The 25,105-nt window shown below is 61.8% G+C and carries 20 protein-coding genes and 2 pseudogenes; 10 read left to right on the top strand and 12 right to left on the bottom strand.

Features of this window, described 5'->3' with window-relative positions; all coding sequences use genetic code 11:
* Nucleotides 1-48: 48 nt before the first annotated feature.
* The 7 genes and pseudogenes from trpA to NCS58_RS14500 form a co-directional block, all read left to right on the top strand.
* The gene (gene trpA, locus NCS58_RS14470) at nt 49-852 is read left to right on the top strand and encodes a tryptophan synthase subunit alpha (RefSeq protein WP_061121595.1); all 804 of its coding nucleotides are present in this window, start codon (nt 49-51) and stop codon (nt 850-852) included.
* A gap of 70 nt (nt 853-922) precedes the next feature.
* Complete coding sequence (gene accD, locus NCS58_RS14475) at nt 923-1,795, top strand: acetyl-CoA carboxylase, carboxyltransferase subunit beta (protein WP_035511203.1); 873 nt, start codon at nt 923-925, stop codon at nt 1,793-1,795.
* 76 nt (nt 1,796-1,871) lie between these two features.
* On the top strand, nt 1,872-3,182 hold the full coding sequence (folC, locus tag NCS58_RS14480) for a bifunctional tetrahydrofolate synthase/dihydrofolate synthase (protein ID WP_061121594.1): 1,311 nt from the start codon (nt 1,872-1,874) through the stop codon (nt 3,180-3,182).
* A 41-nt stretch (nt 3,183-3,223) separates the two neighbouring features.
* Entirely contained in the window at nt 3,224-4,093 is an 870-nt protein-coding gene (locus NCS58_RS14485; RefSeq protein ID WP_061121593.1) for an SPOR domain-containing protein, read from the top strand.
* A 9-nt stretch (nt 4,094-4,102) separates the two neighbouring features.
* Nucleotides 4,103-4,636, top strand: coding sequence for a CvpA family protein (locus tag NCS58_RS14490; protein WP_250477272.1), 534 nt, complete (start codon nt 4,103-4,105; stop codon nt 4,634-4,636).
* 143 nt (nt 4,637-4,779) lie between these two features.
* Complete coding sequence (purF, locus tag NCS58_RS14495; RefSeq protein ID WP_061121591.1) at nt 4,780-6,327, top strand: amidophosphoribosyltransferase; 1,548 nt, start codon at nt 4,780-4,782, stop codon at nt 6,325-6,327.
* Between the two features lie 129 nt (nt 6,328-6,456).
* Nucleotides 6,457-6,653, top strand: a pseudogene (locus NCS58_RS14500) (PLP-dependent transferase); the annotation flags it as partial.
* Here the strand turns inward: NCS58_RS14500 and NCS58_RS14505 are convergent.
* The 12 genes from NCS58_RS14505 to NCS58_RS14560 form a co-directional block, all read right to left on the bottom strand.
* Nucleotides 6,650-7,423: an AraC family transcriptional regulator gene (locus NCS58_RS14505; RefSeq protein WP_061121589.1), complete on the bottom strand. Its 774-nt coding sequence runs from the start codon at nt 7,421-7,423 to the stop codon at nt 6,650-6,652. The pseudogene NCS58_RS14500 and the gene NCS58_RS14505 sit on opposite strands and share 4 nt — an antisense overlap.
* Nucleotides 7,424-7,434: 11 nt before the next feature.
* The gene (locus NCS58_RS14510) at nt 7,435-7,776 is read right to left on the bottom strand and encodes an FKBP-type peptidyl-prolyl cis-trans isomerase (protein ID WP_035502329.1); all 342 of its coding nucleotides are present in this window, start codon (nt 7,774-7,776) and stop codon (nt 7,435-7,437) included.
* Between the two features lie 97 nt (nt 7,777-7,873).
* Complete coding sequence (locus tag NCS58_RS14515) at nt 7,874-9,289, bottom strand: hypothetical protein (protein WP_061121588.1); 1,416 nt, start codon at nt 9,287-9,289, stop codon at nt 7,874-7,876.
* A 119-nt stretch (nt 9,290-9,408) separates the two neighbouring features.
* Nucleotides 9,409-9,669 (bottom strand): hypothetical protein, encoded by a 261-nt coding sequence (locus NCS58_RS14520; protein ID WP_143756445.1) that lies wholly within the window; start codon nt 9,667-9,669, stop codon nt 9,409-9,411.
* 294 nt (nt 9,670-9,963) lie between these two features.
* Nucleotides 9,964-12,315 carry a polysaccharide biosynthesis tyrosine autokinase gene (locus NCS58_RS14525; protein ID WP_086961612.1) on the bottom strand — a complete coding sequence of 784 codons (2,352 nt, stop codon included), beginning with the start codon at nt 12,313-12,315 and terminating at the stop codon, nt 9,964-9,966.
* A 498-nt stretch (nt 12,316-12,813) separates the two neighbouring features.
* Nucleotides 12,814-13,911 carry a glycosyl hydrolase gene (locus tag NCS58_RS14530; RefSeq protein ID WP_061121586.1) on the bottom strand — a complete coding sequence of 366 codons (1,098 nt, stop codon included), beginning with the start codon at nt 13,909-13,911 and terminating at the stop codon, nt 12,814-12,816.
* 30 nt (nt 13,912-13,941) lie between these two features.
* Entirely contained in the window at nt 13,942-15,075 is a 1,134-nt protein-coding gene (locus tag NCS58_RS14535) for a glycosyltransferase (RefSeq protein WP_250477273.1), read from the bottom strand.
* A gap of 70 nt (nt 15,076-15,145) precedes the next feature.
* Nucleotides 15,146-16,225 carry a glycosyltransferase family 1 protein gene (locus NCS58_RS14540; protein ID WP_061121584.1) on the bottom strand — a complete coding sequence of 360 codons (1,080 nt, stop codon included), beginning with the start codon at nt 16,223-16,225 and terminating at the stop codon, nt 15,146-15,148.
* 9 nt (nt 16,226-16,234) lie between these two features.
* Nucleotides 16,235-17,392, bottom strand: a complete 1,158-nt coding sequence (locus NCS58_RS14545) for a glycosyltransferase (protein WP_086961616.1) — start codon at nt 17,390-17,392, stop codon at nt 16,235-16,237.
* Nucleotides 17,393-17,942: 550 nt separating this feature from the next.
* A complete protein-coding gene (locus NCS58_RS14550) occupies nt 17,943-18,104 on the bottom strand; it encodes a hypothetical protein (protein ID WP_250477274.1) in 162 nt (53 codons plus the stop codon).
* 300 nt (nt 18,105-18,404) lie between these two features.
* The gene (locus NCS58_RS14555; RefSeq protein ID WP_061121582.1) at nt 18,405-19,679 is read right to left on the bottom strand and encodes a flippase; all 1,275 of its coding nucleotides are present in this window, start codon (nt 19,677-19,679) and stop codon (nt 18,405-18,407) included.
* Between the two features lie 454 nt (nt 19,680-20,133).
* A complete protein-coding gene (locus NCS58_RS14560) occupies nt 20,134-21,198 on the bottom strand; it encodes a glycosyltransferase family 2 protein (protein ID WP_061121581.1) in 1,065 nt (354 codons plus the stop codon).
* Nucleotides 21,199-21,784: 586 nt separating this feature from the next.
* Between NCS58_RS14560 and NCS58_RS14565 the strand changes: the two genes are divergently transcribed.
* From NCS58_RS14565 to NCS58_RS14575, 3 genes and pseudogenes are all read left to right on the top strand, one after another.
* A complete protein-coding gene (locus NCS58_RS14565; RefSeq protein ID WP_311394670.1) occupies nt 21,785-22,909 on the top strand; it encodes a sensor histidine kinase KdpD in 1,125 nt (374 codons plus the stop codon).
* A gap of 61 nt (nt 22,910-22,970) precedes the next feature.
* Nucleotides 22,971-24,335 (top strand): hemolysin family protein, encoded by a 1,365-nt coding sequence (locus tag NCS58_RS14570; RefSeq protein WP_061121580.1) that lies wholly within the window; start codon nt 22,971-22,973, stop codon nt 24,333-24,335.
* A gap of 267 nt (nt 24,336-24,602) precedes the next feature.
* Nucleotides 24,603-24,838: pseudogene (locus NCS58_RS14575) on the top strand (transposase); the annotation flags it as partial.
* Between the last annotated feature and the right edge of the window lie 267 nt (nt 24,839-25,105).

The following is a 25,105-nucleotide window of genomic DNA, read 5'->3' on the forward strand; positions in this document are numbered from 1 at the left end:
ACGTCGACCAGGCGTCTGACGTCAACGAATACGTTCAAGAGAATTCCCATGTCCCGTATCAAGAACACGTTTGCGGCGCTGGCCGCGCAGGGCAAGAAAGGGCTGATTCCGTTCATCACCGCGGGCGACCCGAATCCGGAGCAGACCGTGGAGTTCATGCACGCACTCGCCAAGGGCGGCGCGGACGTCATAGAACTGGGCGTACCGTTTTCCGATCCGATGGCCGACGGCCCCGTGATCCAGCGTTCGTCCGAGCGCTCGCTCGCTCGCGGCGTAACGCTCAAGAGCGTGCTGGCCGACGTCAAGCGCTTCCGTCAGACCGACGACAAAACGCCAGTCGTGCTGATGGGCTATGCGAATCCGATCGAGCGCATGGGCGCGGACGCTTTTGCGAAAGCCGCGCAGGAAGCGGGCGTCGACGGCGTGCTGGTGGTCGATTACCCGCCCGAGGAGGCCGAGAGCTTCGGCGCGTCCATGCGCGCGGCCGGCATCGATCCGATCTTCCTGCTCGCGCCGACCTCCACGGACGAACGGGTCGCGGCGGTCGGCAAGATCGCGAGCGGCTATGTTTACTACGTATCGCTGAAAGGCGTGACCGGCGCGGCAAATCTGGACGTTTCCAGCATCGCGAGTAAAATCCCGGCCATCAAGTCGCATGTGCCCCTGCCGGTTGGCGTCGGGTTCGGCATTCGCGACGCCCAAACCGCGCGTGCCGTCGCCGATGTCGCGGACGCCGTCGTCATCGGCAGCCGCCTCGTGCAATTGCTCGAAGAGGCGAAGCCGGACGCCGCGGCCGCGTCACTGACGAGCTTCATTGCCGAAGTTCGTCAGGCACTCGACGCCGCACAGTAAAATACGCGCCGCCGCGGGCCGTCCGATTCGGACGTGCGCCGCGCGGCGACCGATCAGTCAAGGAAAAACGATGAGCTGGCTCGACAAACTGCTGCCGCCGAAGATCAAGCAAACGGATCCCAAGAGCCGCAAAGGCATCCCCGAGGGCCTCTGGGTGAAGTGCCCGTCGTGCGAGGCGGTGCTGTATCGCAACGACGTCGAGGCGAACCTGCATGTCTGCCCGAAGTGCAGCCATCACATGCGCATTGGCGCGCGCGAGCGGCTCGACCGCCTGCTCGATCCGGAAGGCCGCTACGAAATCGGCCAGGAAGTCGTGCCGGTCGATGCGCTCAAGTTCAAGGACAGCCGTAAGTATCCGGATCGCATCAAGGAAGCGATGGAGGATACCGACGAAACCGACGCGATGGTCGTCATGGGCGGCGCGATCCACACGATTCCGTGCGTCGTCGCGTGCTTCGAGTTCTCGTTCATGGGCGGCTCGATGGGCTCGGTGGTCGGCGAGCGCTTTGTGCGCGGCGCGCGCAATGCGATCGAGCAGAACGTGCCGTTCATCTGCTTCACGGCGTCCGGCGGCGCGCGCATGCAGGAAAGCCTGCTTTCGCTGATGCAAATGGCCAAGACCACAGCGCTCCTGACCAGACTGTCGGATGCGAAGCTGCCGTTCATTTCCGTGCTGACCGACCCGACGATGGGCGGTGTCTCCGCGAGCTTCGCCTTTCTCGGCGATGTCGTGATCGGCGAGCCGAAGGCGCTGATCGGCTTCGCCGGCCCGCGCGTGATCGAGCAGACCGTGCGCGAAAAGCTGCCGGAAGGCTTCCAGCGCGCCGAATTCCTGCTGCAGAAGGGCGCCATCGACATGATCGTGGATCGCCGCAAGATGCGCGAAGAACTTGCCCAATTGATGGCGCTGATGACGCGGCAACCCGCCGATTCCGTCGCCTGAATCGCTGATATGCAGCGCTGCGCCGCGCGAGAGCCCTGAGGTTCCGCGCGGCGTTTTGCTTTTCCCCATCTCGAACATGAACACTTTCCCCACCCTCGACGCCTGGCTGGCTCATCTGGAAGCAGCGCATCCGGTCGGCATCGACATGGGCCTGACGCGTATCGGCAAGGTGAAGGACGCGCTCGGCCTGCATTTCGACTGCCCGGTCATCACCGTCGGCGGTACGAATGGCAAAGGCTCGACGTGCGCGATCATCGAAACGATCCTGCTGCGCGCGGGTTATCGCGTCGGCTGCCATACCTCGCCGCACCTGCTTTCGTTCAACGAGCGTGCGCGCATCGACGGCGCCGAGGCGAGCGACGCCGATCTGCTCCAACATTTCGAGGCGGTGGAAAAGGCGCGCGCGAGCCTGCCCGAACCGGTTTCGCTGACTTACTTCGAATTCACGACGCTCGCGATCCTGCATCTTTTCGCATCGCGCGGGCTCGATGCCGTGATTCTGGAAGTCGGGCTCGGCGGACGTCTGGACGCGGTGAATATCGTCGATACGGATTGCGCGGTGATCACGAGCATCGACATCGACCATACCGATTATCTCGGCGACACGCGCGAGAAGATCGGCTTCGAGAAGGCGGGCATTTTCCGGCCGGGCAAGCCCGCTGTGTGCGGCGACCCGTCGCCGCCGCAAAGCCTGATCGATCATGCGCAGGCGATCGGCGCGGATCTTTGGCTCGTCGGACGGGACTTCCGCTATGAAGCGCAGCCGGGCAACGAGCGCCAGCAATGGAGCTATATCGGCCGCGAGCAGCGGCGCCCGGCGCTGGCGTATCCCGCACTGCGCGGCGCGAATCAGCTGATCAACACGGCGGCGGCGCTGGCCGCGCTCGAATCGTTGCGTGATCGCTTGCCCGTTTCGGCTCAGGATATTCGCCTCGGACTCGCCAATGTCGAACTGCCGGGCCGCTTCCAGGTGCTGCCGGGAAAGCCGCAAATCATTCTCGATGTTGCGCACAATCCCCACGCTGCCGCCGTTTTGTCGCAAAATCTCGGCAACATGGGCTATTTTCCGTACACGTACGCGGTGTTCGGCGCGATGGGCGACAAGGACATCGAAGGCGTCGTGAAGCAGTTGACGAGCGAGATCGACCACTGGAACGTCACCGCGCTGCCCACGCCGCGCGCCGCGTCGGCGGAGCAACTGGAGCACGCATTGCGCGACGCCGGTGTCAACGACGGCCCGGACAGCAGCGTTTCTAGCTTCGAAACGCCAGCCGCAGCTTTTCAAGATGCGTTAAGGCGCGCGTCCGAAAATGATAGAATCGTCGTTTTTGGCAGTTTCTACACGGTAGCCGGCGTGATGGCCTACCGTCGAACGCAGCATAACTAGCGCCATCATCCAGACGGTCGGCCGTCAGCACCAAGCGATACATGGGACTCTTTTCGTTCGGCAAGAAAGACGACTCCGGTCGCGACGCATACTCCGATTCCTCGCGCGGCTCGCGTCACACCGTCCGTACCGAGCGCCGCACGCGCCGTTCGGAGCGCACCGACGCCGACGCGATGATGCTCGATCCCACCCTGCCCGAGAAACAGCGCGCGCGCCGCAGGCTTGTCGGCGCGATCGCGCTGGTGCTGGCCGCCGTCATCGTCCTGCCTATGGTGCTGGATTCGCGTCCGAAGCCCGTGACCGACGACATTTCCATCGATATTCCCAATCGCCCGTCGCCTGCCGCGAAACAATCACGCGACGCGACCGAGGCGGACACGCAAGCCGGCGTCGCGCATGATGCGCCGGCGGGCGCTTCGAGCAGCGTTTCCGCTGGCGCGACGCAGCCGCAGGCCGCTGCGGCCGCCGCTACGGCACAACCGAAGCCCGAAGCAACGGAACAGCCGAAGCCCGAAACGAAGGCGCAAGCCAGGACTGAAGCGAAGCCGTCGAAGCCTGCCGCCGCCGCAAGCCAGAACGCGAAGCAGCAGGCCACGGAACCGTCCGAGGAAGACAACGCAAACACCGCCGCGAACGCAGCCGCAGGCGCGGCGAATACGCCGTCGTCGCCGGCGGGCAGCCGTTTCGTGCTGCAAATCGGCCAGTTCGACGACGAAACCGCCGCGCAGAACTGGGTCAACAAATTGAAGTCTGCGGGTGTGCCCGCCTATCTCGAACATCGCAAGCAGTCGGATGGCGCGACCAAATCGCTGTTGCGCGCGGGTCCGTTCCCCGATCGCGCGTCGGCGCAGGCGGCCCTCGTAAAGGTGCGCCAGGCCGGCCTCGGCGGCGGCACTCGCTCATCGAATTAAGCAGATTTGATGTTCACCGCTTTCGACTACGGCGTGATGGCTGTGATTGGTCTGTCCGCGCTTCGCGGCATGTGGCGCGGCCTGTTGGCCGAGGCCTTCGGTCTGGTCGGCTGGATTGCCGCCATTCTGATCGCAGGGCGCTTCGTCGGGCTCGTCGTGCCGTATATTCCGTCGACATGGCCCGGCGGCGCGCTCACGCAATGGCTCGTGGCGTTTCTGCTGGTGGTTGCGGCGGTGCTGCTCATATCGAGCGTGCTATCGGCGCTTTTGACGCGCATCACGGAAGTGACCGGCCTGCGCGGTGTGGATCGCTCCCTGGGCTTGCTGTTCGGCCTCGTGAGAGGCGCTATATTGGTAGTGGTTCTGGTCGCACTGGCTGGCCTGACCGAACTGCCGGAAAAGGATTTTTGGCGCAATGCGCTGCTGCGGCCGATGGCCGAGCAGGGCGTGCGCGAATTGAAACCGCTGCTCCCCGATACGCTCGCCGCGTATGTGCACGTCGCTCGCGAACCGAGCGGCCTGGCGCCAGCCGCCGCACAATAGACGCAAGGCCCGCTACACGAGGAATGCGCGACGGCTCGATGACGCTTCGGCCCGGCCTCGATACGGCCAAATAATGAGAGAAGCGTCGATGAGATCCGGGCAACGCCTTGTCTACCCGTTTCGACTCTTTGAAGGACCATGCCATGTGCGGCATCGTAGGTGTAGTTTCCCAGACCCCCGTCAATCAGCTGATCTATGACAGCCTGCTCCTGCTCCAGCATCGCGGGCAGGATGCGGCGGGCATCGCCACGGCGAACGGCAACAACTTCCACATGCATAAGGCCAACGGCATGGTGCGCGACGTGTTCCGCACGCGCAACATGCGCAGCTTGCCGGGCAATGTCGGCATCGGCCAGGTGCGTTATCCGACCGCCGGTTCGGCATCGAGCGAGGAAGAAGCACAGCCGTTCTACGTGAACGCGCCGTTCGGCATCATCCTCGCGCATAACGGCAACCTCACGAACTGGATGCAGCTGAAGGACGAGATGTTCCGGATCGATCGCCGGCACATCAACACCGCGTCCGACACCGAAGTGCTTCTCAACGTGTTCGCGCACGAACTGCAACTGGCGAGTTCGGGGCTCCAGCTCGACGCCGCCGCACTGTGGAAGGCCGTCGCGGGCGTGCATCGTCGCGTGAAGGGGTCGTATGCAATCGTGTCGCTGATCGCGGGCTATGGGCTCGTGGCGTTCCGCGATCCGTTCGGCATCCGCCCGCTCGTGCTCGGCAAGCTGGAGACGGCGACGGGCGTCGAGTGGATGGTCGCGTCGGAGTCGGTGGCGATCGAAGGCATCGGCTTCGAGTTCGTGCGCGATGTCGAGCCGGGCGAAGCGATCTTCATCGACGCAGAAGGCAATCTGCACAACCATCAATGCGCCGAAAAGCCCGAACTCAACCCCTGCATCTTCGAGCTCGTGTATCTCGCGCGTCCGGACTCGTGCCTCGATGGCGTGCCGGTCTACAACGCGCGTCTGCGCATGGGCGATTATCTCGCCGAGAAGATCAAGCGCGTGCTGCCCGATGTGCCGATTGACGTCGTGATGCCGATTCCGGATTCGTCGCGCCCCGCCGCGATGCAGGTGGCCGCGAAGCTCGGCGTCGAGTATCGCGAGGGCTTCTTCAAGAACCGCTACGTGGGCCGCACCTTCATCATGCCGGGTCAGGCTGTGCGCAAGAAGTCGGTGCGCCAGAAGCTGAACGCGATGGGCATCGAGTTCAAGGGCAAGAACGTGCTGATCGTCGACGATTCCATCGTGCGCGGCACGACCTCGCATGAAATCGTGCAGATGGCGCGCGACGCCGGCGCGAACAAGGTGATCTTCGCGTCCGCTGCGCCGCCGGTGAAGTTCCCGAACGTGTACGGCATCGACATGCCGACGCGCGGCGAACTCGTCGCGCACGGCCGCAGCGATGAGGAAGTGGCGCGCATGATCGGCGCGGACTATCTCGTCTACCAGGACGTGGAAGACCTGAAGAGTGCGATCCGCGACATCAACCCGGCGCTGAAGGAATTCGAAGCATCGTGCTTCGACGGCAACTACATCACCGGCGATGTGACGACCGATTATCTCGATCGCATCGAAACCGCGCGCCTCGCGCCGCAGTCGCAATCGGACCGCGACGCGGCGAGCGAAGCGCAAGAGGGCGGCATGACGCGCTCACAGTTGCATCTGCAACTATCGGTCGAGTAAGTCTTCAGCGCTTCATGAGAGCCCGCTTCGTCTGCAAGGACCAAGCGGGCTTTTTGCGTTTGGAGCCTGAAAACAGGGGAGAAAAACATGGACGACAACCTCGGCTTCGACACGCTCGCCGTGCGCGCCGGTACCAGACTGTGCTCGATCACCGGCAATCTCGGCGACACGCGCACGACGATCACGCATCTCTCGACGACGACGCAGGGGCGCCTCACATCCGAGCTGCGCGAAGCCGCCGGCATACGCGAAGGCCTGATTCGTCTTGCGGTAGTCTCGAAGATCCTGCGGCTATACGCGCCGATCTGGCGCGCGGTCTGGGTTAGGCGTCGCGCGGCGACTTGAAGCCGCCATTGCGCCATTGCCCCGGCGAAATGCCGAAGCGTTTCGAGAACGCGTGCGTGAAGGCGCTTTGATCGGCGAAGCCGACATCGAGTGCGATATCGGTGAGCGTCGGGCGCGGGTCGGCGAGCAGCGTGAGCGCCGTGTCGAGCCGCAGCCGATGCAGATAGCGATGCGGCGTCTCGCCGAACGCCTCATTGAAGAGCTGATGAAAGCGGCGCATGCCGAAGCCGCAATGCACGGCGAGATCGGCGATGCGCAGCGGCTCGGATAGATGCAGACGCAACCATCGGTCGATGCGCGCGAAGTCGAGCCCGCGCATCATGTCGATGGAATCGTCGGTGTCGTGCATCAGCGCGCCGCATAGATGCGCGGCCGCCTGCCATGCGAAACGATCGGAGAAAGGCGTATCGCCGCTCGCACGACGGGCGACCTCGGCGACTGCCTGCGTGACGCGCGAGTCGATCGCGACCGCGCGCGCCCGCTCGAAGTATCGCTCGGGCACCGCGACAGACGTGGCCGGCAGATCGATCACGAGCTGGCGATTATCGCCGTCGGCCCAGTAGTCGTGGCGCGCGCCTGCCGGGATGATCCAGGCGCCGCTGCAATCGATGCGTGCGCCGTTGCCATCGACGGCCATCTCCATCGACCCGTCGAGACCGAGCACGATCTGATGAAAGTCGTGCACGTCCGACGCTTGCGCAGCCTCATAGCGGCGCAGCGACACGGCGGGACGATGAAGCGGCGCGCTCATGCCGTTGTCGCTCAGACGTCCAGCAATTCCACTTCGAACACGAGCGTGGCGTTCGGCGGGATCACGCCGCCTGCGCCGCGCGCGCCGTAGCCGAGTTGCGGCGGGATCGTGAGACGGCGCACGCCGCCGACCTTCATGCCCTGCACGCCTTCGTCCCAGCCCTTGATGACCATGCCGCCGCCCAGCACGAAGGCGAACGGGTCGTTGCGGTCCTTGCTCGAATCGAATTTCTGGCCGTCCGTGAGCCAGCCCGTGTAGTGCACGCTGACCGTCTTGCCTGCGACGGCTTCAGCGCCTTCGCCAACGGTGACGTCTTCGTATTTGAGACCGGAATCGGTCGTGACAATCGACATGGTTGCTCCCTGGTTGCCCGGCCATCGACGATGGATGGCCGGTGGTCGAAACCGACATTGTAGAACGTCGCCAGGAGCGGGGCGCGGCGCGCAGGCCTCAGAGATGGCGGCCACGCGGGCCGAAGCGCGAGCCGATGCGCGTGGCGATGTCCGGTCTCACGTGCCTGCCGATCGCGGTGCCGATCGACGCGCCATCCTGCGCCTCCTGCCTCGCGGCCGCGGCAGCCCTGTCGCCGTCGTGCTGCCTCGCGAGCTTGAGCGCGCGCACGCGCACGTACGCCATCGCGACCAGCGTCCAGGGCGCGAGATAGGCGAACTCGGGCACGGAGACCATCATCATCGTCCAGGTCGCCGCGCAGCACTGACGCAGCGCCATGCCACGGGGATCCCAGTCGAGCCTGAACGCCGGATAAAGCATCAGCGTGCTGATGAAGACCGTGCCGACGACACCCGTATTGACGAGCAGCGTCGAGAACAGATCGGTCGAGCGGATATAGCCGAAGCCGATGCCGAAGATCTGATTGAGCGGCGACGCATCGACCCACAGGCGCATCGACTGGAGGAACAGCAGCGAGCGGTCCGAGCCCGATTCGGTTTTCTGTTCGAGCTTGTCCGTGACCATCTGCTTGAAGAGATCCGCGATGTAATCCTGCAGCAGATAGGCGATCACGCACAGCACGAAGAGCCCGATCAGCGCCTTGACCGGATTGATGCCGAGCTTGCGCACGCGGATGATCGAATACACGGCATAGCCGATCAGCACCGTCGACGAGGTGGTCATCAAAAGCGACAGGCCGATGACCCATACGGGCCAGCGCACGCGCGAGGTCGCGTTGAAGTAGACCCAGAACGGGAAGATGGACATCGCGTACATCGACGGCTCGCCGGTGAGCGCTTTAAGGCGCTGGATCGGAATGCCTTTGATGTTGATCTGCTGGAACGAGCTGCCGTTCACCGTGCCGTCGGAGCGCACGATGCCCTTGCCGAACTGATCGCCGAATGCGCGGTTCGAGATGAAGTCGCCCGGCTGGCCGGTGGCGATGTAATAGGCCACTTCGAATATGCCGTACAGCGCGAACAGCGTGACGGCGGCGAGCAGCCACTGGTCCCACGTCGGCTTGTAGTAGTGGTACACGTAAGCCGCATAGAGCACGACCGCCGCCACATAGAGGGACTGCGTGAACATGCTCTTGCGCATGATGAACGTGAAGGGATCGGTGTCGTCGACGAGCACGATCTTGCTGAAGTCGGGATCGAACGGGGCCATCACGTCAGCGAGCTGCGACGTGCAGAGCATCAGCAGCCACACGACGACCGCCGCGCCCAGGAAATGCATCCAGCTCTTGCGCGCGCGCCCGCCGAAGAGCAGCACGAGCGGCACGGAGAGGAAGCACATCAGATAGCCGATCGTCGTGCCCTGAATCGAAGGCATGACGAGGAACGACGTCACCGGCATCGCGAAGGCCCAGATTCGGTAGTAGAGGTCGGTCAGCGCCGCTTTTTCTTTCATCATCGAAGGTTGGATGGGCCCGCTTCAAAGCGGACTGTCAGTCGTTATCAGGTCGGTGCCGAATAAGGCGTGAATCAAGGCAATCAATACGCTTGCCGGCTCGATCATCGCGGCCTATCCGCTCAGGCTCGGCGGCGAAACGTCGCCAGCATGGCGAGCAGGATCACGAGCATCGAACGCGACGGCATGCGTGGCGCCTCTGCGAGCGGTGCCTGCTCGACGACGAGGCGCGGCGCCGGAGCGGGCGCGGGCGCCGGTATGGGTACCGTTTTGCGCACTCGATGAAAGTCGCAATGCGGACACACGTTCAGGCCCACAGCCACCTGCCTGCGGCAGCGCGGGCATTGCACGAGCCGCTTCCCGAACGAAAAAGGTCCGCTCATATGCGTCTCTCTCATCGACCCCGTTGACGACGCGAGTGCATCGCCATCTTGCGATCCATCGTGGCCCGCGAAGACGTATGAACATTCCGTCTGATCGTCGCCACGCGTCGCCTGCAATGAGCGCGTTGCGCGCAATGCCGCGAGCGCTCGAAGTCGTTCCACGTCCGGTCGCGCGGACGATTCCCGCAGCGGATGGACGCATCACGCCCCACACCAGCAATACAACGTAAAGCGCCGCGTGACGGGCACGCGGCGCGATGCCTTCAATCGCTGCGCTTCATTATGCGCGCGCTGTCAGTGCGCCGACCTGAACGTGCTCGTATATGCCGCCGCATATCCATAACTGCGGCGATTGCTCGGGCGTCGCGGAATCGCGTTGAAGACCGAGCCGACGAGCCTGCCGCCCGAACGCTGCACCTTCTTCACGGTTTCCTCGATTTCTTCCTCGCTCTGAATGCCCGAACGCAGCACGAGCACCGTCGAACCTGCATCGCTCGCGACGATCGCCGCATCGGTGACGACGAGGAAGGGCGGCGTATCGAGGATCACGAGGTCGAACTGTTCGCTCATGCGCGCAAGCATGTTGCGAAAGCCCGGCATCATCAACAGCTCGGAAGGATTCTCCGGATAACCGCCGCACGACATGAACGACAGCCCCGGCACGCCGACATAGCGGATCGCGTCGCCGAGCGCCAGTTCGCCCTTGAGCACTTCCGAGAGGCCGCCCGGATTCGACTGCTTGAAGAACGAAGCGATATGGCCGCGCCGCATATCGCCGTCGATGAGGAGCACGCGCAGACCGATTTCCGCGAGCAGCACCGACAGATTCGCCGCGACGAAGCTCTTGCCCGCCGACGGAATCGGACCCGTCAGCATCACGATGTTGTTCGGCGCGTTGGCGAGGTCGCGGTACAACTCCGTGCGCACCGCGCGCAGCGCCTCGACAGCCGGATCGTGCGGGAAGCGCGTAGCAAGCACGCGGGCATCGCGATCCGTATCGGCCACGTGCGGCATCGCGAACGCATCGTGTTCCGGCAGATGAACATAAGGCAGAGCCTTCGGCGGACCGCCGTTCTGCGTCCCGGAGTAGGTGAGCGGCGCATGCTCGACCGGCGACACGGCGATCTCGTGATCCAGCATCGCCTGCTGCCGGCTGTACAACACTTCCCCCAATACCGGCACAGACAGACGGCGCTCGACGAACATCGGATCGGTCACGCCGATCATCGCGTGGCGGCGCAGGAAGATGAAGAACGTGCCCATGAAGAAGCCGAGGGCCGTGCCCGCCGCGATCACGAGCGGCTTGTTCGGCTTCACCGGCCGGTACGGACGCAGCGCGTTATCGACGATATGCGCACCGCCGCTCGTGCTCGCGCGGCGCACGGATAGTTCTTGCGCCTTGTTCACCATGCCCATGTAAATGGTCTCGGCCACGCGTGCGTCACGCGTGAGGGTCGCGTTCTGGCGCTCGGAAGCGGGCATGCTGTCGAAGCGCTGCTGAATCTGCTTGTTCGACGCCTCGAGTTCGGCGATCTGCTGATTGAGGTTGACCACCTGCGGGCTGTTAGGTTGAAAGCGCTGCAACGCCTGCGTGCGCTGTATCTTCAGGTTCGCCAGTTGTTGCAACGACACGATGCTGCCTTGCAGATACGCCTGCGCTTCGTTGAGCGGCTGCACCGACTGCGATTTCGAGCGGAACGAACTGAGGTTGCCTTCGGCGCGCCGCAGATCGGCTTCGAGGCGCGGCAATTCTCCGCGGATGAATTCGAGTGTCTTCGTGTCGTTCGCCTGGCGAGCCTGAACAGCGGCGGTCAGATATGCCTGGCCGAGCGCGTTCGCGACATCGGCGGTCAGAGCGGGATCGTCGGCGTTGAAGGTGATCTGCACGACGCCCGTGTCTTTCGCGGACTCGGCCACCTTCATCGACTTCTTCATGAGCGCGATGGCGTCGAGCGTATTGAGGCGCGTCACGTCGAAGTGCACGCCCGGATGGCCGAGCGCGCCGTTGACGAGAATCGACACGCCGTTTGCCGATGCCGGACGGCCAATCGTGCCGCGCAGGAGCATCGCGCCGTCGGGGTCGCGCAACTCGTACTGGTTGTTGTCGAGCAGAACTAAATCGAGCTTCTGGTCTTCGAGCGAGGGCGGCACGTCGAGGCGCCCGATCTGCAGCGACTCACCGCCCCAGCCGTATGCATCGAGGCCGAACCATGCGGGAGAAAGATGTCCCTTCTTCGCAAACAGATCCGCGATCTGACCGAGCACGGGGAACGTGCTGGGCTTGACCTTGATGTCGAAATGGAACTGCTTGACGACGGGTTCGAGCACCGAGCGGCTTTGCATCACGGAGATTTCCGCGGGCGCGAGCTGGTTGACCGTCGGCTGAGACTGCTGCATCTGCATCTGGTTCTGCGGCGCGATGCCGAGCGCGTTCGGATCGGGTGGATCCACGCGCACGACCACGTCCGAAGAATAGATGGGCCTGGCAAGAAACGCATACGCGGTCGCGAGCGCGGCCGTGATCCCGATGAACAGGAAGAGGATGCCAAGGTGATCGCGCAGGAGCTTGAGCATGTCGCTCGCGGTGAATTCACCGTCGTCCTTGCCGGGGCGCGAAGATCCGGAGTTCACATAGAGGGTGTTCAAAGGCGCCGTCCTCAGTTCGATAAGTTGACCGTTGTTTCCCGGGCTGAGAAAAAACAGAAAGCCCGCGCGGCATGTCCGCGATACGTCTTACGTGTTATTGATCCGGCGCGTGGCCGTCGGAACTTCCAGACTAAAGACGCGAGAGGCTCTGAAAAAAGCGGGCGAAGCGTATGTTGCTTCGAGTACGCATGACGAAGCACGTGGGCTCGTCGGAGTGCGACATCTGACAGAAGCACACTCCGTGCCTCGGCGTCGCGCCTCGAGATTCGGCGGATGAAATTCGCGAATCCCGTTACGAATCGCTTGCTGTCAAACGAAACGGTAAGTCCGGAAAATAAAGCGTCAAGCGTATCTTCGGGCTGCAAACTGCGCGCGTCTGTTAAGTAGCGAACGTTAAATGCGCAGTAATTGCCTGGACGCCTCCTGCGGGACCGCCATTTCGCGCGATAATCGCCGGTTTTGCTCATGCTTTGTCTGTAGCACCAAAAAGTTGCGCGTTCACGGCATCGGGTTGGCCTTGATGAAATCCCGCACGGTATTGAAGCGCGACTTGCGCGTTTTACCGTCGTCGTGAATCACACCGTAGTTGCCATCGCCGCCGTAACGCTGGTCGTCATACAGTTCGTACAAGGTCACGTTCTGTATGTTGTACGTCTTCGCAAGCGACACGAAGCCTTTCAATGCATCCTTGCCGATCAGATAGCCGGCCGGATCGGCATGGGTCGGCCGCACGCCGTACTCCGTGATCCATATGGGCTTGCCGTAGCTGTCGCGCAGCCGTTCGAGCACGTTGACCTTCTTGTCGCCCGCCGCCGTGATCGACCCCATGTTCGAGTACCAGTGCCACGCGGTGATGTCCCAATGTGGAATCGGATGACCGTGCGTGCCGTCGGGTTGCGTGCCTGCGTACAGCATGTCGGTAAAGCCGTAGTGCAGCCAGCTGAACGATGTCAGCAGGATCTTCGCGTCCGGATTCGTTTCACGAATGCCCTTGATCAAGCCGAGAATCGACCCGCGCGCCTTCATGAACATCGCATTGTCGTAGTCCTGCGGATGCTCGCCGCTGCGGTCCGAGCCGAGTATCGTCCAGTTGTCGTATTCGTTACCGACCTGATAGTACGTAACGAGACCCTTCAAGAGACGGCCCGCCGTCTTGCCGAGGGCATAGCCCCGCTCGAAGGTTTCCTGCTCGTTCGCGCGCTTTTCCGGCTCGAAGGGCGTAACGAGCGCGAGCACGCCGATGCATTGCTTCGCCGCCGCGCGTGCGAAATCCGCGACCCTGTGAGCACTTTCTTCGCTCGATACATCCTGCGCGTACATCGTGACGCCGAGATCGCGGAGCTGTGAAATCTGCAAGTCATAGTCGCTCATGCGATACACGCCGCGATGTTCCAGATGTCCCGCGATGCCGTAGAACACGCTTTTCGATCCGTTGCCGCAGGCGATTTTCGGTGCGGGGACACTCGCGGCGTGCTCCGTGGAGCTCGCCGAGCGACCGCTGTGATACGCGTCGGATGTGCCGCTGCGCGCGTAGATCAGCACGGATGCGCAGCAAAGCGCACCGAAGAGGGATACGGCAGCCAGCAGAGTTCGCATCGGTGTTCGACCCTCGGGAAGTGCGCACTGTCATTCGATCAGCACGTTGGAACGTTGCGACGGAGCCTGAGCGCCCATGTCGCCCTCGTGCAGCAAAACGCTTTGCGCCTGCGCGTCGAATGCTTCACGGGAAAAGCGACGCCTGAATTCCTGCGCCAGCGCGGCGAGCGGAAGATCGCGCGCCGCGAAGATGCGCTCGACGAATGCATCGTGGTCGTCGGCGGGGAAAAGCAGCGCATCGGGCAGATATGAATCGAGCCCCGACACGCGCGACACGATGATGGGCCGTTGCGCGAGCACCGCTTCGATCATGACGAGCGGCACGCCTTCGTAAGCGGACGGCAGCACGAGCGCATCGCTTGCGACGATCCACGGCAGCACGTCCTTCTGCGGCCCGACCATGCGCACGCACGAGGACAGCGCCGGGCTCGCGTCGATCATGGCTTGCAGGCGCCCCGCATCCGGTCCTTCTCCGACGATCAGCACGAGCGTACGTGCGAATGCATCGGCATGGCGTTCGATGGCCTGCATCAGGAAATCCTGACGTTTCTGCTGAAAGTTGAGCCGGCCGACATGCGCGATGATCGTCGTGCTGTCGTCGGGCAGGCCGAGCGCGGCGCGCGCGGCTTCTTTCGTGAGCGCCGAGCGGCTGAAGCGATCGTCGACATAGTTCTCGAGGATCATCGCGCGCGCATTGGGCGCGAGTTCCTTCAGCTTGCCGCGCAAATGATCGTTCAAAGTGACGTATTCGTTCGGCGTGCGATAGAGCGCGCGCTTGACGAGCCATTTGATCTTTCCGGGGCCGCCCGCGTTCACGGGCGCTTCGTCGACGAGCGGTAGATAGCTGACCGCCGTGGTGCGCGCTTGGCGCGCGGCGAAGAGTCCCGCAAGTCCGGAAGCGATCGTGCCTTGCGCGATGAGCAGCTTGTTCAGGCGCAGCGCACGCAATTTCGTCGCGGTTGCGCGGACCGTGCGCCACAGCGCGAAGACATTGCCACGTATCGATTCGGCCGTATGCGGAAGGCCGATGGTCTTCACTTTCGGATGCGTGTTCGCAAGATCGCTGACATAGCGATACAGCGGCTCGTTCGCGGTCGGCACGAGGATATGCAAAGTCTTGACATGAGTGCTCGCGACGAGCGCGAGCATGAATCGTTTGAGCATCTTTTCGTGGCCGCCGTTGATACCCGAGTCGCAATAAATTCCCAACCTCACCAGCTTTCCCCCTTCGCTCTCACGGCTTGTCGATGAACTGCATCAGCAGGCGGGCGCTTTCCGTCCAGCGAAAGCGCTCGGCGTGCGCGAGGCCGCGACGTTTGAGGTCTTCACTCAATTCCGGCGAAGCAAGCAACTCGCGCAGCTTGTTTGAAATATCTTCGACCGAGTACGGGTCGCAATAGATCGATGCGTCGCCGCACGTCTCCGGCAAGGCGGCCGCGCGCCCGACGAGCGTCGGGCAGCCGTTGCGCATCGCTTCCAGCGGGGGAATGCCGAAGCCTTCGTAGATAGAAGGATAGAGGAAGCAGGCGGCGCGCTGATAGAGCGCTCTCAGCTTTTCATCGCTGACATAGCCAGCCTGCTTGATGTTCGGCGCGCTCGAGAGATCGTGCGCCTTGCCGAAAATCGCGGCATTCTTCATACCCACGATCACGAGATCGATGGAAGGATCGTTCAGGCGCGTGAATGCTTCGACGAGACGCTTGAAGTTCTTCGTCGGATTCATGCTGCTCACGGCGAGCACGTAACGGCGCTTCGTGAGCTTCAGTTCTTCGATCACGGATGTATCCGGCGTGATGTGATCGAGATGATCGGCTGCGAGCGGCACCACCCCGATGCGCTCCGCAGGCACGCCGACATGATGCGCGAGCCTGTCGCGCGAGAACTTCGAATTGGTCAGCACGCAGCTCGACGTGCGCGCGAGAATCCAGAACATCACGTGATACCAGGTGCGGAACTTCCACGAAAAGTGCGCGGGCGTATCGAACACCGCGGCATCGTGCATGTAGATGATCTGGTTCGCGCGAAAGATGGAGCCCGAGTTCGAGAGATTCACGATACGCGAGCGCCCGGCGAAGAGCGGCAGCACGACCTGCTCCCAGAAAACGCCCTTGCCGAAGCCGAGTTTCACGGTCTCCACACCTTGCACGGGATCGAGCCCGCCTTGCGGTGGCACGGCGAGCGTCACATGCGAGCCTTGCGGTAATTTCACGAGCGCGGCGACGAGTTCACGCGCGACGCGCTGCACGCCGGTGGTCTTCTGACTCGTGAAGCGGCCGTTATAGACGAGTTTGTTGCTGGCGATGGATGTGTCCATATCAGGGCGTCAGAACTGTGAATCGGAGGTGGTTTCATAGGCGATCTCGTCGGCGTCGACAGGCGCACGTGCGTGCTTGACGGCGTCGAGCTCGTACATCGAGAGCCATTGACGGAAGATCGCGTCCATCGAAAAGCGCTTGCTGGCGGATGCTCTCGCCTCTGCGCCCATGCGAGCGCGCAGTGTCCGGTCGTCGCGTAACAGCGCGATGTATTTCGCCATCTCGTCGACGCTCGATGCGACGAAGCCCGTCACGCCATGCTGAACGACATCGCGGTTGCCGACTACATCGGTCACCACGGCGGGAATGCCCGCGACCTGCGCCTCGATGAGCGCGATAGGCATGCCTTCCCATCTCGATGTCTGCACATAGATATCGAGCCCGGACGTGAGCTCGAGCGCGCGATCGCGCGTCACCCAGCCGCTGCACGACACGGCGCCCTTTGGTGTGCCTGCCGGCAACTCGTCTTCATTGCCGCCGATCCACAGGAAGCGGGTGGAAGCGTCGTGCAGCTCCGTCGCGAGCTTCACGAACGCTTCATGATTCTTTTGAAACATCGCGCGGCCGCTCATGCCGACAAGAATCCCGTTGGCGCTCTTTTCGACGCGCGGCGGAATCTCCTGCACGTTCACGCCGTTCTCGATCACGCGCGCCCGCCGCGCATGCATCTTCGTCTCGATCTCGGAGAGCTCGCTGTCCGAACACGCGACAATGGTTCCGCCCAGTCGCGCGGCAATGCGCTCGAAGCTCAGATAAGCAAACTGCTTCAGGGGCGATACGTCGCGGCGAAGGAACGCAAGACCATGCGGCGAATAGAACACGCGTGCACGCGGCGCGGCAATGCGTGCAGCGGCGCGTCCCAGAACGCCTGCCTTCGACGAATGCAGATGGATTACGGATGGATCGCACTCCTTCAGCTTGCGAACGAGGTTCCATAAACTGCTCAGGTCTTTCTTCATGCTCACTTCGCGGAACATGCTGACGTAGGTTAGCTTTACCGCCGGATGAAAGAGCTTCGCGAAGTTATTCGGTGTTTCCTGCCGGATCGAATGAAAGATCGTTACGCCGACGCCGGCCGCGGCGGCGCGGTTCGAAAGCTGGGTCAGCATGGACAGCACGCCGCCGCCGAAGGCCTCGGTGATATGGACGATCTCTTTCATATTCAACTCTTCAATTGGCGCCTCGCCGAGCCCCGCGGCAATACGCAATGAGAAGGAATGGTCTAATCGTTATGGAAAAGTGACGCGACACACTCGGTTAGGGCGAACGCATCCAAGGCGGACGTACATGACCACCTCGAAGGAACATGAAAGGCCGGGATTTGCGTGTCGGCGTATTAATCGCGATGTAATACGCATGCGATAAATACACACGGGATCCGGCGTAGCACTCTGCGTTCCTGGCGTACAGGGATGCGAGGAACCCCATCGAGCTTGATGACAAGCCTCGATTTACCTGCCGCAAAATCCCGGACCAGTCAATCTGGCCGGATGGGCGCCCCGATGTCGGTCTTTGCGAAGATTGTTCTGCATCGCGCCAAAACGCAGATCAGCCGATAAAGCAGCCTCACTGCAGTGCGACGTAAAGCCGGTAGGTATAAAGCTTCGAGTTCTTACAGCCGGACATGTTGCTGGCCGGCTTGGGCACTTTCCTCGGTCCATGCCCGGGACGTATCAACGTCAGCGTGGCGGGACTGACGATACCCGCTCGTGAACATCATTTCGTTGCGGCAGCATTCTGCTGAGCAATCGCCGCTTCGCATATCTGTAGAAGGATTTGCAGATCCTTGAGCGGGACCGCGACCGATTGCATACGCAGGTTCTCGGCCTGATGCGCCAATTTTTGCACGTGCTCGACTGTCGTTTCTTCCGTTTCCATTCGGCAGGCTCGCTTATTTAAACACTGTTTGGACCAATAAGATATCGGCTCGAACTGATCGGGTCGGTTCGCTGACTCACATACTTAAATGCAACTTTTAGGGTAATACGCAATCGAACGCGTCTAATTCGCGCCCGGGGTGCAAAACAGCGCTTTATGAAAGCGGTTCGCTTGAAAGAATGCGTTACGAAATCGAATCACTTGTTACCGTTTATAACACGTCAATTTTCGGAGCGTGCGATGGTTGAATAAGAACTTGGCCGATCAGATTAATCATCACTGCGCATATCTGCATACGGTTCACGTGGTTCCCGAACCCGCCCCTTCGCTAATCGGGCGCTTGAGGAACGACACGCCTCCCAGATGCAGCGTGAAGGCCATCGCCGCCGCCGAGAGCGTCTCGACGATCAACACCGTGGCCGCTGCACCCTGTTCGCCGAAGAGCTTCGCCAACACGGCGAGCAGGCCGAAGTTCAACACGGCGCACGCCATCAGCACGCGGCTGAACTGCGACTTCATGCCGAGCGGAAGCATCGTCTGAACACCGAAGAGATCCGACAGGCCGGCCATCAACGGCACGAACGCCATCCAGCGCAACACCTCTACGGTAGGCAAGAACTTCGGTCCATACAAGAGCTTTACTGCGAGTGGCGCGCCAAAAAAGATGCAGACGGATATCAGCGACACGATCAGCCCTTGTACGACGAACATCTTGCGCAGGAAAGCGAAGGCATCCTCTCTCGCATGATGCATGAGAAAGCTCACTCGCGGATAAGCCGCGGTCTTGAGCGGCGAGAGCATGTTCAATGCCGCGCGGATGAGCTTGTCACCCGCGGCGAAGTAGCCGGCCGCGACATTGCCCGAGATGAAGGTGAGCAGCACGATGTTGCTCGATGCATAGATATCGACGATCGCGGTCGCAATGAACACGCTCCAGCCGTCCTTGAGACGAACGAGGATGGTGCTGAACGACACGCGCACGAAGTCGAGCTCCCGCCGAAAATACAGGTACGTGCAGATCGCGATGCCCGATAGCAAAGGCACGAGGGCATTGACGGCCATCGCCTTGTAGATATCGTCGTGCTCGCGTACGAAGAGATACATCGCGGGAATGCTGAGCGCACGTCCGATGAATACGAACAGGCTCAACATGCCGAGATCTTCGATGCCCTGAAAGTACCACGTAGGAATCAGCATGGCCCCGATGGCCATGCCATAACCGATGATCAGCAGCTCGCGATTTTCCTCCAGAAAAGGTATGAAGGACGTCAGCGCGATCACGACGACGAGTCCTGCCAATGCGAGTGCGGCCTGCGTGACGATGGTTTCCCAGAATATCTTCGAGCGCAGTTCGCGGCTTTCCCGATTGATCGAGACCTTCGGCGTGGCGGTCAGAGAGAAGCTGTAGTTCGTGAGGGAGATGAAGTACGCGACGAAGGCCAGGCCGAATGAAAGGCGTCCGTACTCGCCCGGACCGAGGACGCGTGCGAGCCAGGGCAGCGTCAGCAGCGGTGCAAGGTAGGTGGACACCTGCAACGTCATTAGAATCGTAAAGTTCTTTCGGAATGAAGCCATTGAACGGTTTTTTCCCCGGCTGGAGCGCAGCGTGTTTTATGACTATGACGCAAGGCTGTGAACCCTGCAGGCTCACCCGTTTCGAGTGAGCCTTTGCGTGACAGCGCCCGAAGCGGATAGTTTCGCCCGTGCGACCAGTCGTCAATGCGACGCGGGCCAAAGAGGTCTGCGCACCCACGCCTTGGCCTGGCTTCGGGGCGCTTGAAGTCGAACGGAATGCGCCGGTTCCGGACCGTCGATAACTTCCGGAGAAGGCGCAAGCGTATGAAAGAAGGTATTTAACAAGAGAAAAGTGCTTTCATCAGTGGGCTTGCACACGCAAGAATCCTTCCAGCGTGCGTTCGTTCGATTGAAATCTGTTCGAAGTGCTGGTAGGACAACATTGTGGTGCGTGCGTGCGCATGGACAGTGCATGGACGTCTCATGAACGCCCGACCGATGTCACCGCGTTCCCTTATGTCGCGCGTGATTCGACCGACGAGGCCGCACGCGACGCTTTTTCGGGCGGACGCGGTTCGAGGCCGAGCGCGCGCTTGACGATGCGCTTGGCCTGAAACCAGCGGCGATCGGCGACGATCTTTCCATGAAAGCGCAACGCCTTCGGTGCATCGGTGCGATTCGCAGCGAAGACACGATAGTGCGCGGCCGTGGCCTCGACCGTCCTGATCGCTTCGGCGAACGCATGCCCGTCTACGCGTGCGGCCTGAAAACATGCGTACGAGAAGACCTTATGGAATACCGCGAGCCAGAAGGCATCGAGCGGCCCGCCGTTGCAACGCTCCATCGTCTCTTCGGCACATGTGGCGAGCGACGTCACCGTGTACGGCGTCGCCCTGGCGGTAATGCTGCCCGCGCGACGGCGATAGAAGTAAAGATCGTCGGCGAGCCGGAAGAGCGATTTCGCGCGCGTATAGACGAGCGGAATTGCCGCGGCGTCTTCATAGACGCGGCCGGCCGGAAACTCGATGCCTTCCCAGAGCGCGCGCCTGTAGACGCGCGCTACCGGAAACACCTGAAACACGCGTGCAAAGTCGAGCAGCGCGTCGAGATCGCACGGACGTTGACCGACCGTCGCGGGATCGATCAGTTCGACCTTGTCGATCGTCTTGCCTTTCGAATCGATGATGCCCACGTTGAACTCGATGATGTCGGCCGCGTTCGCGTCGAGAAGCGGCATGATCTTCATGGTGAAACCGGCTGACCAGACATCGTCCGAATCGAGAAAGCCGATGTAAGGCGAAGTGGCTTCCGCGATCGCGCGGTTGCGCGCGGCGGATACGCCACGGTTTTCCTGATGGATCACGCGGATATTGCGGCCGCGCTCGGTGCGTTGCACCTCGAGAATGCGTTCGAGCGTGCTATCGGTCGAGCCGTCGTCGATCACAATGAGTTCGATCTCGTCGGAGCGTGGCTGCGAGAGCGCGGATTGCAGCGAGGCGACAATGAAATGTTCGACGTTGTAAGCAGGGATGATTACCGAAAGCAATGTTCTGGGATTGCTGCTGGGGACGCGTGTCATTGTGCTCGTGTCACCGGTCAGATTTCGAATTGAAGCCACCGTGGCCGAGGTCGGATCATGCGTGCCGGTTTTCAAATGCGGGTTCCTCCAGATTGCAGTGCATTAGAGAGCCATAGCCGGGACAGTTCAGTGAGCCAAATGAAAAGCACCGGATAGCCACGCGATATTCTTGCTGGCGCGGACGCCAAAATCGTTGTCAACAGAAAAATAAAATCGATCGCGCGCTTTCCTTTGAAATTGCTTATTGCCCGAACCTTGCGATTCGTGTTGAGGCGTCACGCCGATAAAGAACAATCGCCAGCGTCTTTAACGAAACTCCAGGAATCGAATTAATAGCAATGCGATATTTTCGTCGGCGAAGAAGCGCGAGCGAAGAGCGACCGGTACGACCGCGCACGCGGCTTGCTACCAGGCGCGCGGGAAGGCGCAGCGCGCTCCTGCCGTATGCGTCGTGGACGCTCACATATAATGGCTTGAGGTTTTCATCGCCGGCCGTATTCTTCAGGCCATACGTGCAGCGCAGCAGCAACGCATGCGGCTTTCGCGACATCAACCGCATCACCGATACACGCAAGGACCCATAACCGTGACAACGTCTTTTTCCAGTACGGTCGAGCCCGAAGGCGACAAGGCTTTCGATGCGGCCGTCGCAGGAAACGACGGCGTGCTGGTGCTCGACGCCGCCCAGCGATGCCTCTCCGCCGACGCCGTATTCACTCATCTCTTCGATCTCGATTCTTCCGCGCTGAGCGGCCGGTTGCTTTCCGACAGTCCGTTGCCGCCTCCGCTCACCGCCGCGCTCGCAGCCGCGGCCGATGCCGCGCTCGCGGGCAACGCGACGCGCCGCGCGCACGTGAGGTTCGGCGAGGACGACACGCCGTGCGCCTTTTCTATCATCGCGCTGCCGGGCGCGGATTGCGTGACGCTGATCGTGTCCTCGGAGGCGGGCGCGCCGGACGACGAGCATGGCGGCGCCGAGCGCATCGCGCATCTGCGTGCCGAGGCGACGCTCTTCATGCGCGATCACGTGCTCTCGGTCGTGTCGCATGATCTGCGCGGGCCGCTCAACGCGATCCATAGCTGGGGCTACGTGCTCGAGCGAAAGGTCGACCCCAACGATTCCGCCGCGCAGCGCGCGCTCGCTGGCATTCGCTCAGGCGTCGAGCAGCAGGTGAAGCTGATCGAGCAGTCGGTCGATACGACGCGCGCCGAAACCAAGGCGCTGCAGGTTGCGCTCGCGCCCGTCGCGCTGCGTCCGCTGCTCGAAAAAAGCGCGGCGCTCGCGCGTGCGAGCGTGGCGCGCGCTCGCGGCGTGACGATCGAAATCGACTCGCCCCTTGCAGAAGAACAACTGGAAGGCGATGCAGAGCGTCTGTTGCAAGCGCTCTGGCTCATGCTCGCATTCGCTGCCGAGGCGAGCCCGTCCGGTGCGACCGTGCGCGTGTCGAGCAACATCGAGGGCAGCATGTGGCGCACGGACGTGCGCTTTAGCGCGTCGGCACAGGCGCTCGGCGATCCGGCGTCGCCGCATGTGCTCGAAGCGTTCGCACGCCGGCAGGCACTGGAGCCGCGCGAGGGCGGGCGCATCGCGTGGGGGCTCGCGCTGTGCAAACGCGTGTCGGAGGCGCACGGCGGCGCGTTCGAGCACAGCGACATCGCGGATGGTGCCGAAGTTACGTTATCGGTACGCGTGCCCGTCGCGGGGATGTAAATTGACTTTCGATCAGCTGTCGCCCATATACTGACGCTTTCCACTTTCGAAGAGAGTTGCTTTGGCTCAGGTTGTCGCGCTGATCGGCGCATTGTTGCTCGTCGCGCTGAATGGTTTCTTCGTCGCGGCGGAGTTCGGGCTCGTCAAGTTGCGGCCCACGCGCGTGAAGGCGATTGCGCGCACCAACGGTCTTCCCGGCCGTCTGCTCGCGAAGGTGCACGGGCAGCTCGACGCTTATCTGTCCGCATGCCAGCTCGGCATCACGCTGGCATCGCTCGGACTCGGCTGGATCGGCGAGCCCGCGTTCGCGACGCTCCTGCATCCGATCTTCGCGCTGGTCGGCGTCGAATCGGAACAGCTCATCGAGACCATCTCGCTCTTTTTCGCGTTCACGGTCATTTCGTTCCTGCATATCGTCGTCGGCGAACTCGCGCCCAAGTCCTGGGCCATACGCCGCGCGGAGCAGGTGGGCCTGTGGCTCGCCACGCCGCTTTACGGCTTTTACTGGCTGATGTACCCGTTCATCTGGGTGCTTAACACGAGCGCAAACTTCGTGCTGCGGCTCTTCGGCATGTCGGGCGAACACGGTCACGATGCCCATTACTCCACCGACGAACTCAAGCTGATCCTGCGCGGACGGCGTCATGGCGGTGCGTCTTCGTACAACGAGGACGAGTGGAACACCATTGCGCATTCGCTCGATTTCAGCCGCATGACGGTGTCGGATCTGATGCGTCCGGCGCATGAACTCGTCGGGCTGCGCAATGACTTGCCGATGCGCGACAACCTCGCCGTGGTATCGCGGCATCGTTTTTCGCGCTATCCGCTTTTCGCCGATGCGTCGGGCGAGCGCGTGATCGGCATGATCCATCTGAAGGACCTGTTGCTTGCGGGCGATGGCGGGTCGCGCGGTTTCAACTTCAGCCTCTCGAAGGATGCTGCAGGAAAGATCGACAAACTTTCGCGGCATGTGCGGCCCGTGCAATATGTCGCGCCGAATCTGTCGGCGCTCGAACTGTTTCGACGGTTTCGCAAGGGCGCGCCGCATCTCGCGATCGTCGGGCGCAAGGGCGCGAAGCCCATCGGCTTCATTACCTTGGATAACTTGCTTGGCGCGCTCGTCGGGCAGATTCACGACGAGTTTCGTCAGGGCGATGCCGACTGGTCGCGTATGGACGACGGCACGTTGATGGGCAAGGGCAGCTTGCCGGTGGTTTCGCTGGAGCGGGCGCTCGGCATTGATATCGACGAAGGGCGGGCGGAGTCGGTTGGTGGACTCGTCATCAATGCGTTGGGCGATTTGCCTACTGAAGGGCAGAGGGTTTCTTTCGATCGGTTCGATATCGTTGTCAAGAAGATGAAGGGACCGAGGATTGTGTTGGTGCGGGTTTATCCGCGGGAAGAGGCGCTTGAAGAAGCGGAATGACTTTTTTGTGCTCCGGTTTTTCGCCGGATCCCGTTTTCGTGTTGGTTTATAAGCGTTGCCCCTGTGCGGGGCGGCAGTCACTTTCTTTGCTGCTGCAAAGAAAGTGACCAAAGAAAGCAGCCCGATACGCCCGCGGTCACGCGTAGTTTGGCCATGCTTGCCAGGTGATCGTGGGCTGCCTAAGAACCCTTAACAGAATGAACGCAGGGGCTGTTAACCTTCAATGAATGCTGTTTACCTTTTCATTGTTTCGACGACGAAAAGGATATGGCCAAGCTGATACTCGACGACCTTTCGGCACTCATCGAACCGTTGCTGCCTCCTCCGAAGCCACGGCGAGTTCGTTATCCGGGGCGCAAGCCACTCGACAATGGTGCGGTGCTTACGGGCATTCTCTTCGTCTTACAGACGGGTCTGGGTGGGACCTACCGCCTCGCGAGATGGGCTGCGGCAGCGGCATGAGGTGCCGGCGTCGTTTGCGTGACTGGCAGGCCGCCGGCGTCTAGGAGCGGTTGCATGAGGTGCTGCTTGCGCGATTGCGCGCAGCCGACCATAACCGAAATCGCTCGGCGCGATCAGCCTCATGGTAGCGGGCTAGGCAAGACACTTTCGCTGCCTTCGCATTCGATTCGAGCGCCTCGCTTTCATCCACGAGGCCTTCTTGAAAATCGCTTGCTGCATCATATGCTGCGACACCTGCAAAATTCATTCTGTTAACGCCTCTTAGGCGAAAGCGTGATCCTCGATGCGATGCGATCGCGCTATCGCAC

This window comes from Caballeronia sp. INML3B, assembly GCF_023631305.1.
GTDB classification, from domain to species: Bacteria; Pseudomonadota; Gammaproteobacteria; order Burkholderiales; family Burkholderiaceae; genus Caballeronia; species Caballeronia turbans.

Excerpts from the sequence above, each read along its gene's own strand:
- trpA (WP_061121595.1), top strand. The coding sequence starts at position 49 with ATGTCCCGTATCAAGAACACGTTTGCGGCGCTGGCCGCGCAGGGCAAG.
- accD (WP_035511203.1), top strand. The coding sequence starts at position 923 with ATGAGCTGGCTCGACAAACTGCTGCCGCCGAAGATCAAGCAAACGGAT.
- folC (WP_061121594.1), top strand. The coding sequence starts at position 1,872 with ATGAACACTTTCCCCACCCTCGACGCCTGGCTGGCTCATCTGGAAGCA.
- NCS58_RS14485 (WP_061121593.1), top strand. The coding sequence starts at position 3,224 with ATGGGACTCTTTTCGTTCGGCAAGAAAGACGACTCCGGTCGCGACGCA.
- NCS58_RS14490 (WP_250477272.1), top strand. The coding sequence starts at position 4,103 with ATGTTCACCGCTTTCGACTACGGCGTGATGGCTGTGATTGGTCTGTCC.
- purF (WP_061121591.1), top strand. The coding sequence starts at position 4,780 with ATGTGCGGCATCGTAGGTGTAGTTTCCCAGACCCCCGTCAATCAGCTG.
- NCS58_RS14505 (WP_061121589.1), bottom strand. The coding sequence starts at position 7,423 with ATGAGCGCGCCGCTTCATCGTCCCGCCGTGTCGCTGCGCCGCTATGAG.
- NCS58_RS14510 (WP_035502329.1), bottom strand. The coding sequence starts at position 7,776 with ATGTCGATTGTCACGACCGATTCCGGTCTCAAATACGAAGACGTCACC.
- NCS58_RS14515 (WP_061121588.1), bottom strand. The coding sequence starts at position 9,289 with ATGATGAAAGAAAAAGCGGCGCTGACCGACCTCTACTACCGAATCTGG.
- NCS58_RS14520 (WP_143756445.1), bottom strand. The coding sequence starts at position 9,669 with ATGAGCGGACCTTTTTCGTTCGGGAAGCGGCTCGTGCAATGCCCGCGC.
- NCS58_RS14530 (WP_061121586.1), bottom strand. The coding sequence starts at position 13,911 with ATGCGAACTCTGCTGGCTGCCGTATCCCTCTTCGGTGCGCTTTGCTGC.
- NCS58_RS14535 (WP_250477273.1), bottom strand. The coding sequence starts at position 15,075 with ATGCTCAAACGATTCATGCTCGCGCTCGTCGCGAGCACTCATGTCAAG.
- NCS58_RS14540 (WP_061121584.1), bottom strand. The coding sequence starts at position 16,225 with ATGGACACATCCATCGCCAGCAACAAACTCGTCTATAACGGCCGCTTC.
- NCS58_RS14550 (WP_250477274.1), bottom strand. The coding sequence starts at position 18,104 with ATGGAAACGGAAGAAACGACAGTCGAGCACGTGCAAAAATTGGCGCAT.
- NCS58_RS14555 (WP_061121582.1), bottom strand. The coding sequence starts at position 19,679 with ATGGCTTCATTCCGAAAGAACTTTACGATTCTAATGACGTTGCAGGTG.
- NCS58_RS14560 (WP_061121581.1), bottom strand. The coding sequence starts at position 21,198 with ATGACACGCGTCCCCAGCAGCAATCCCAGAACATTGCTTTCGGTAATC.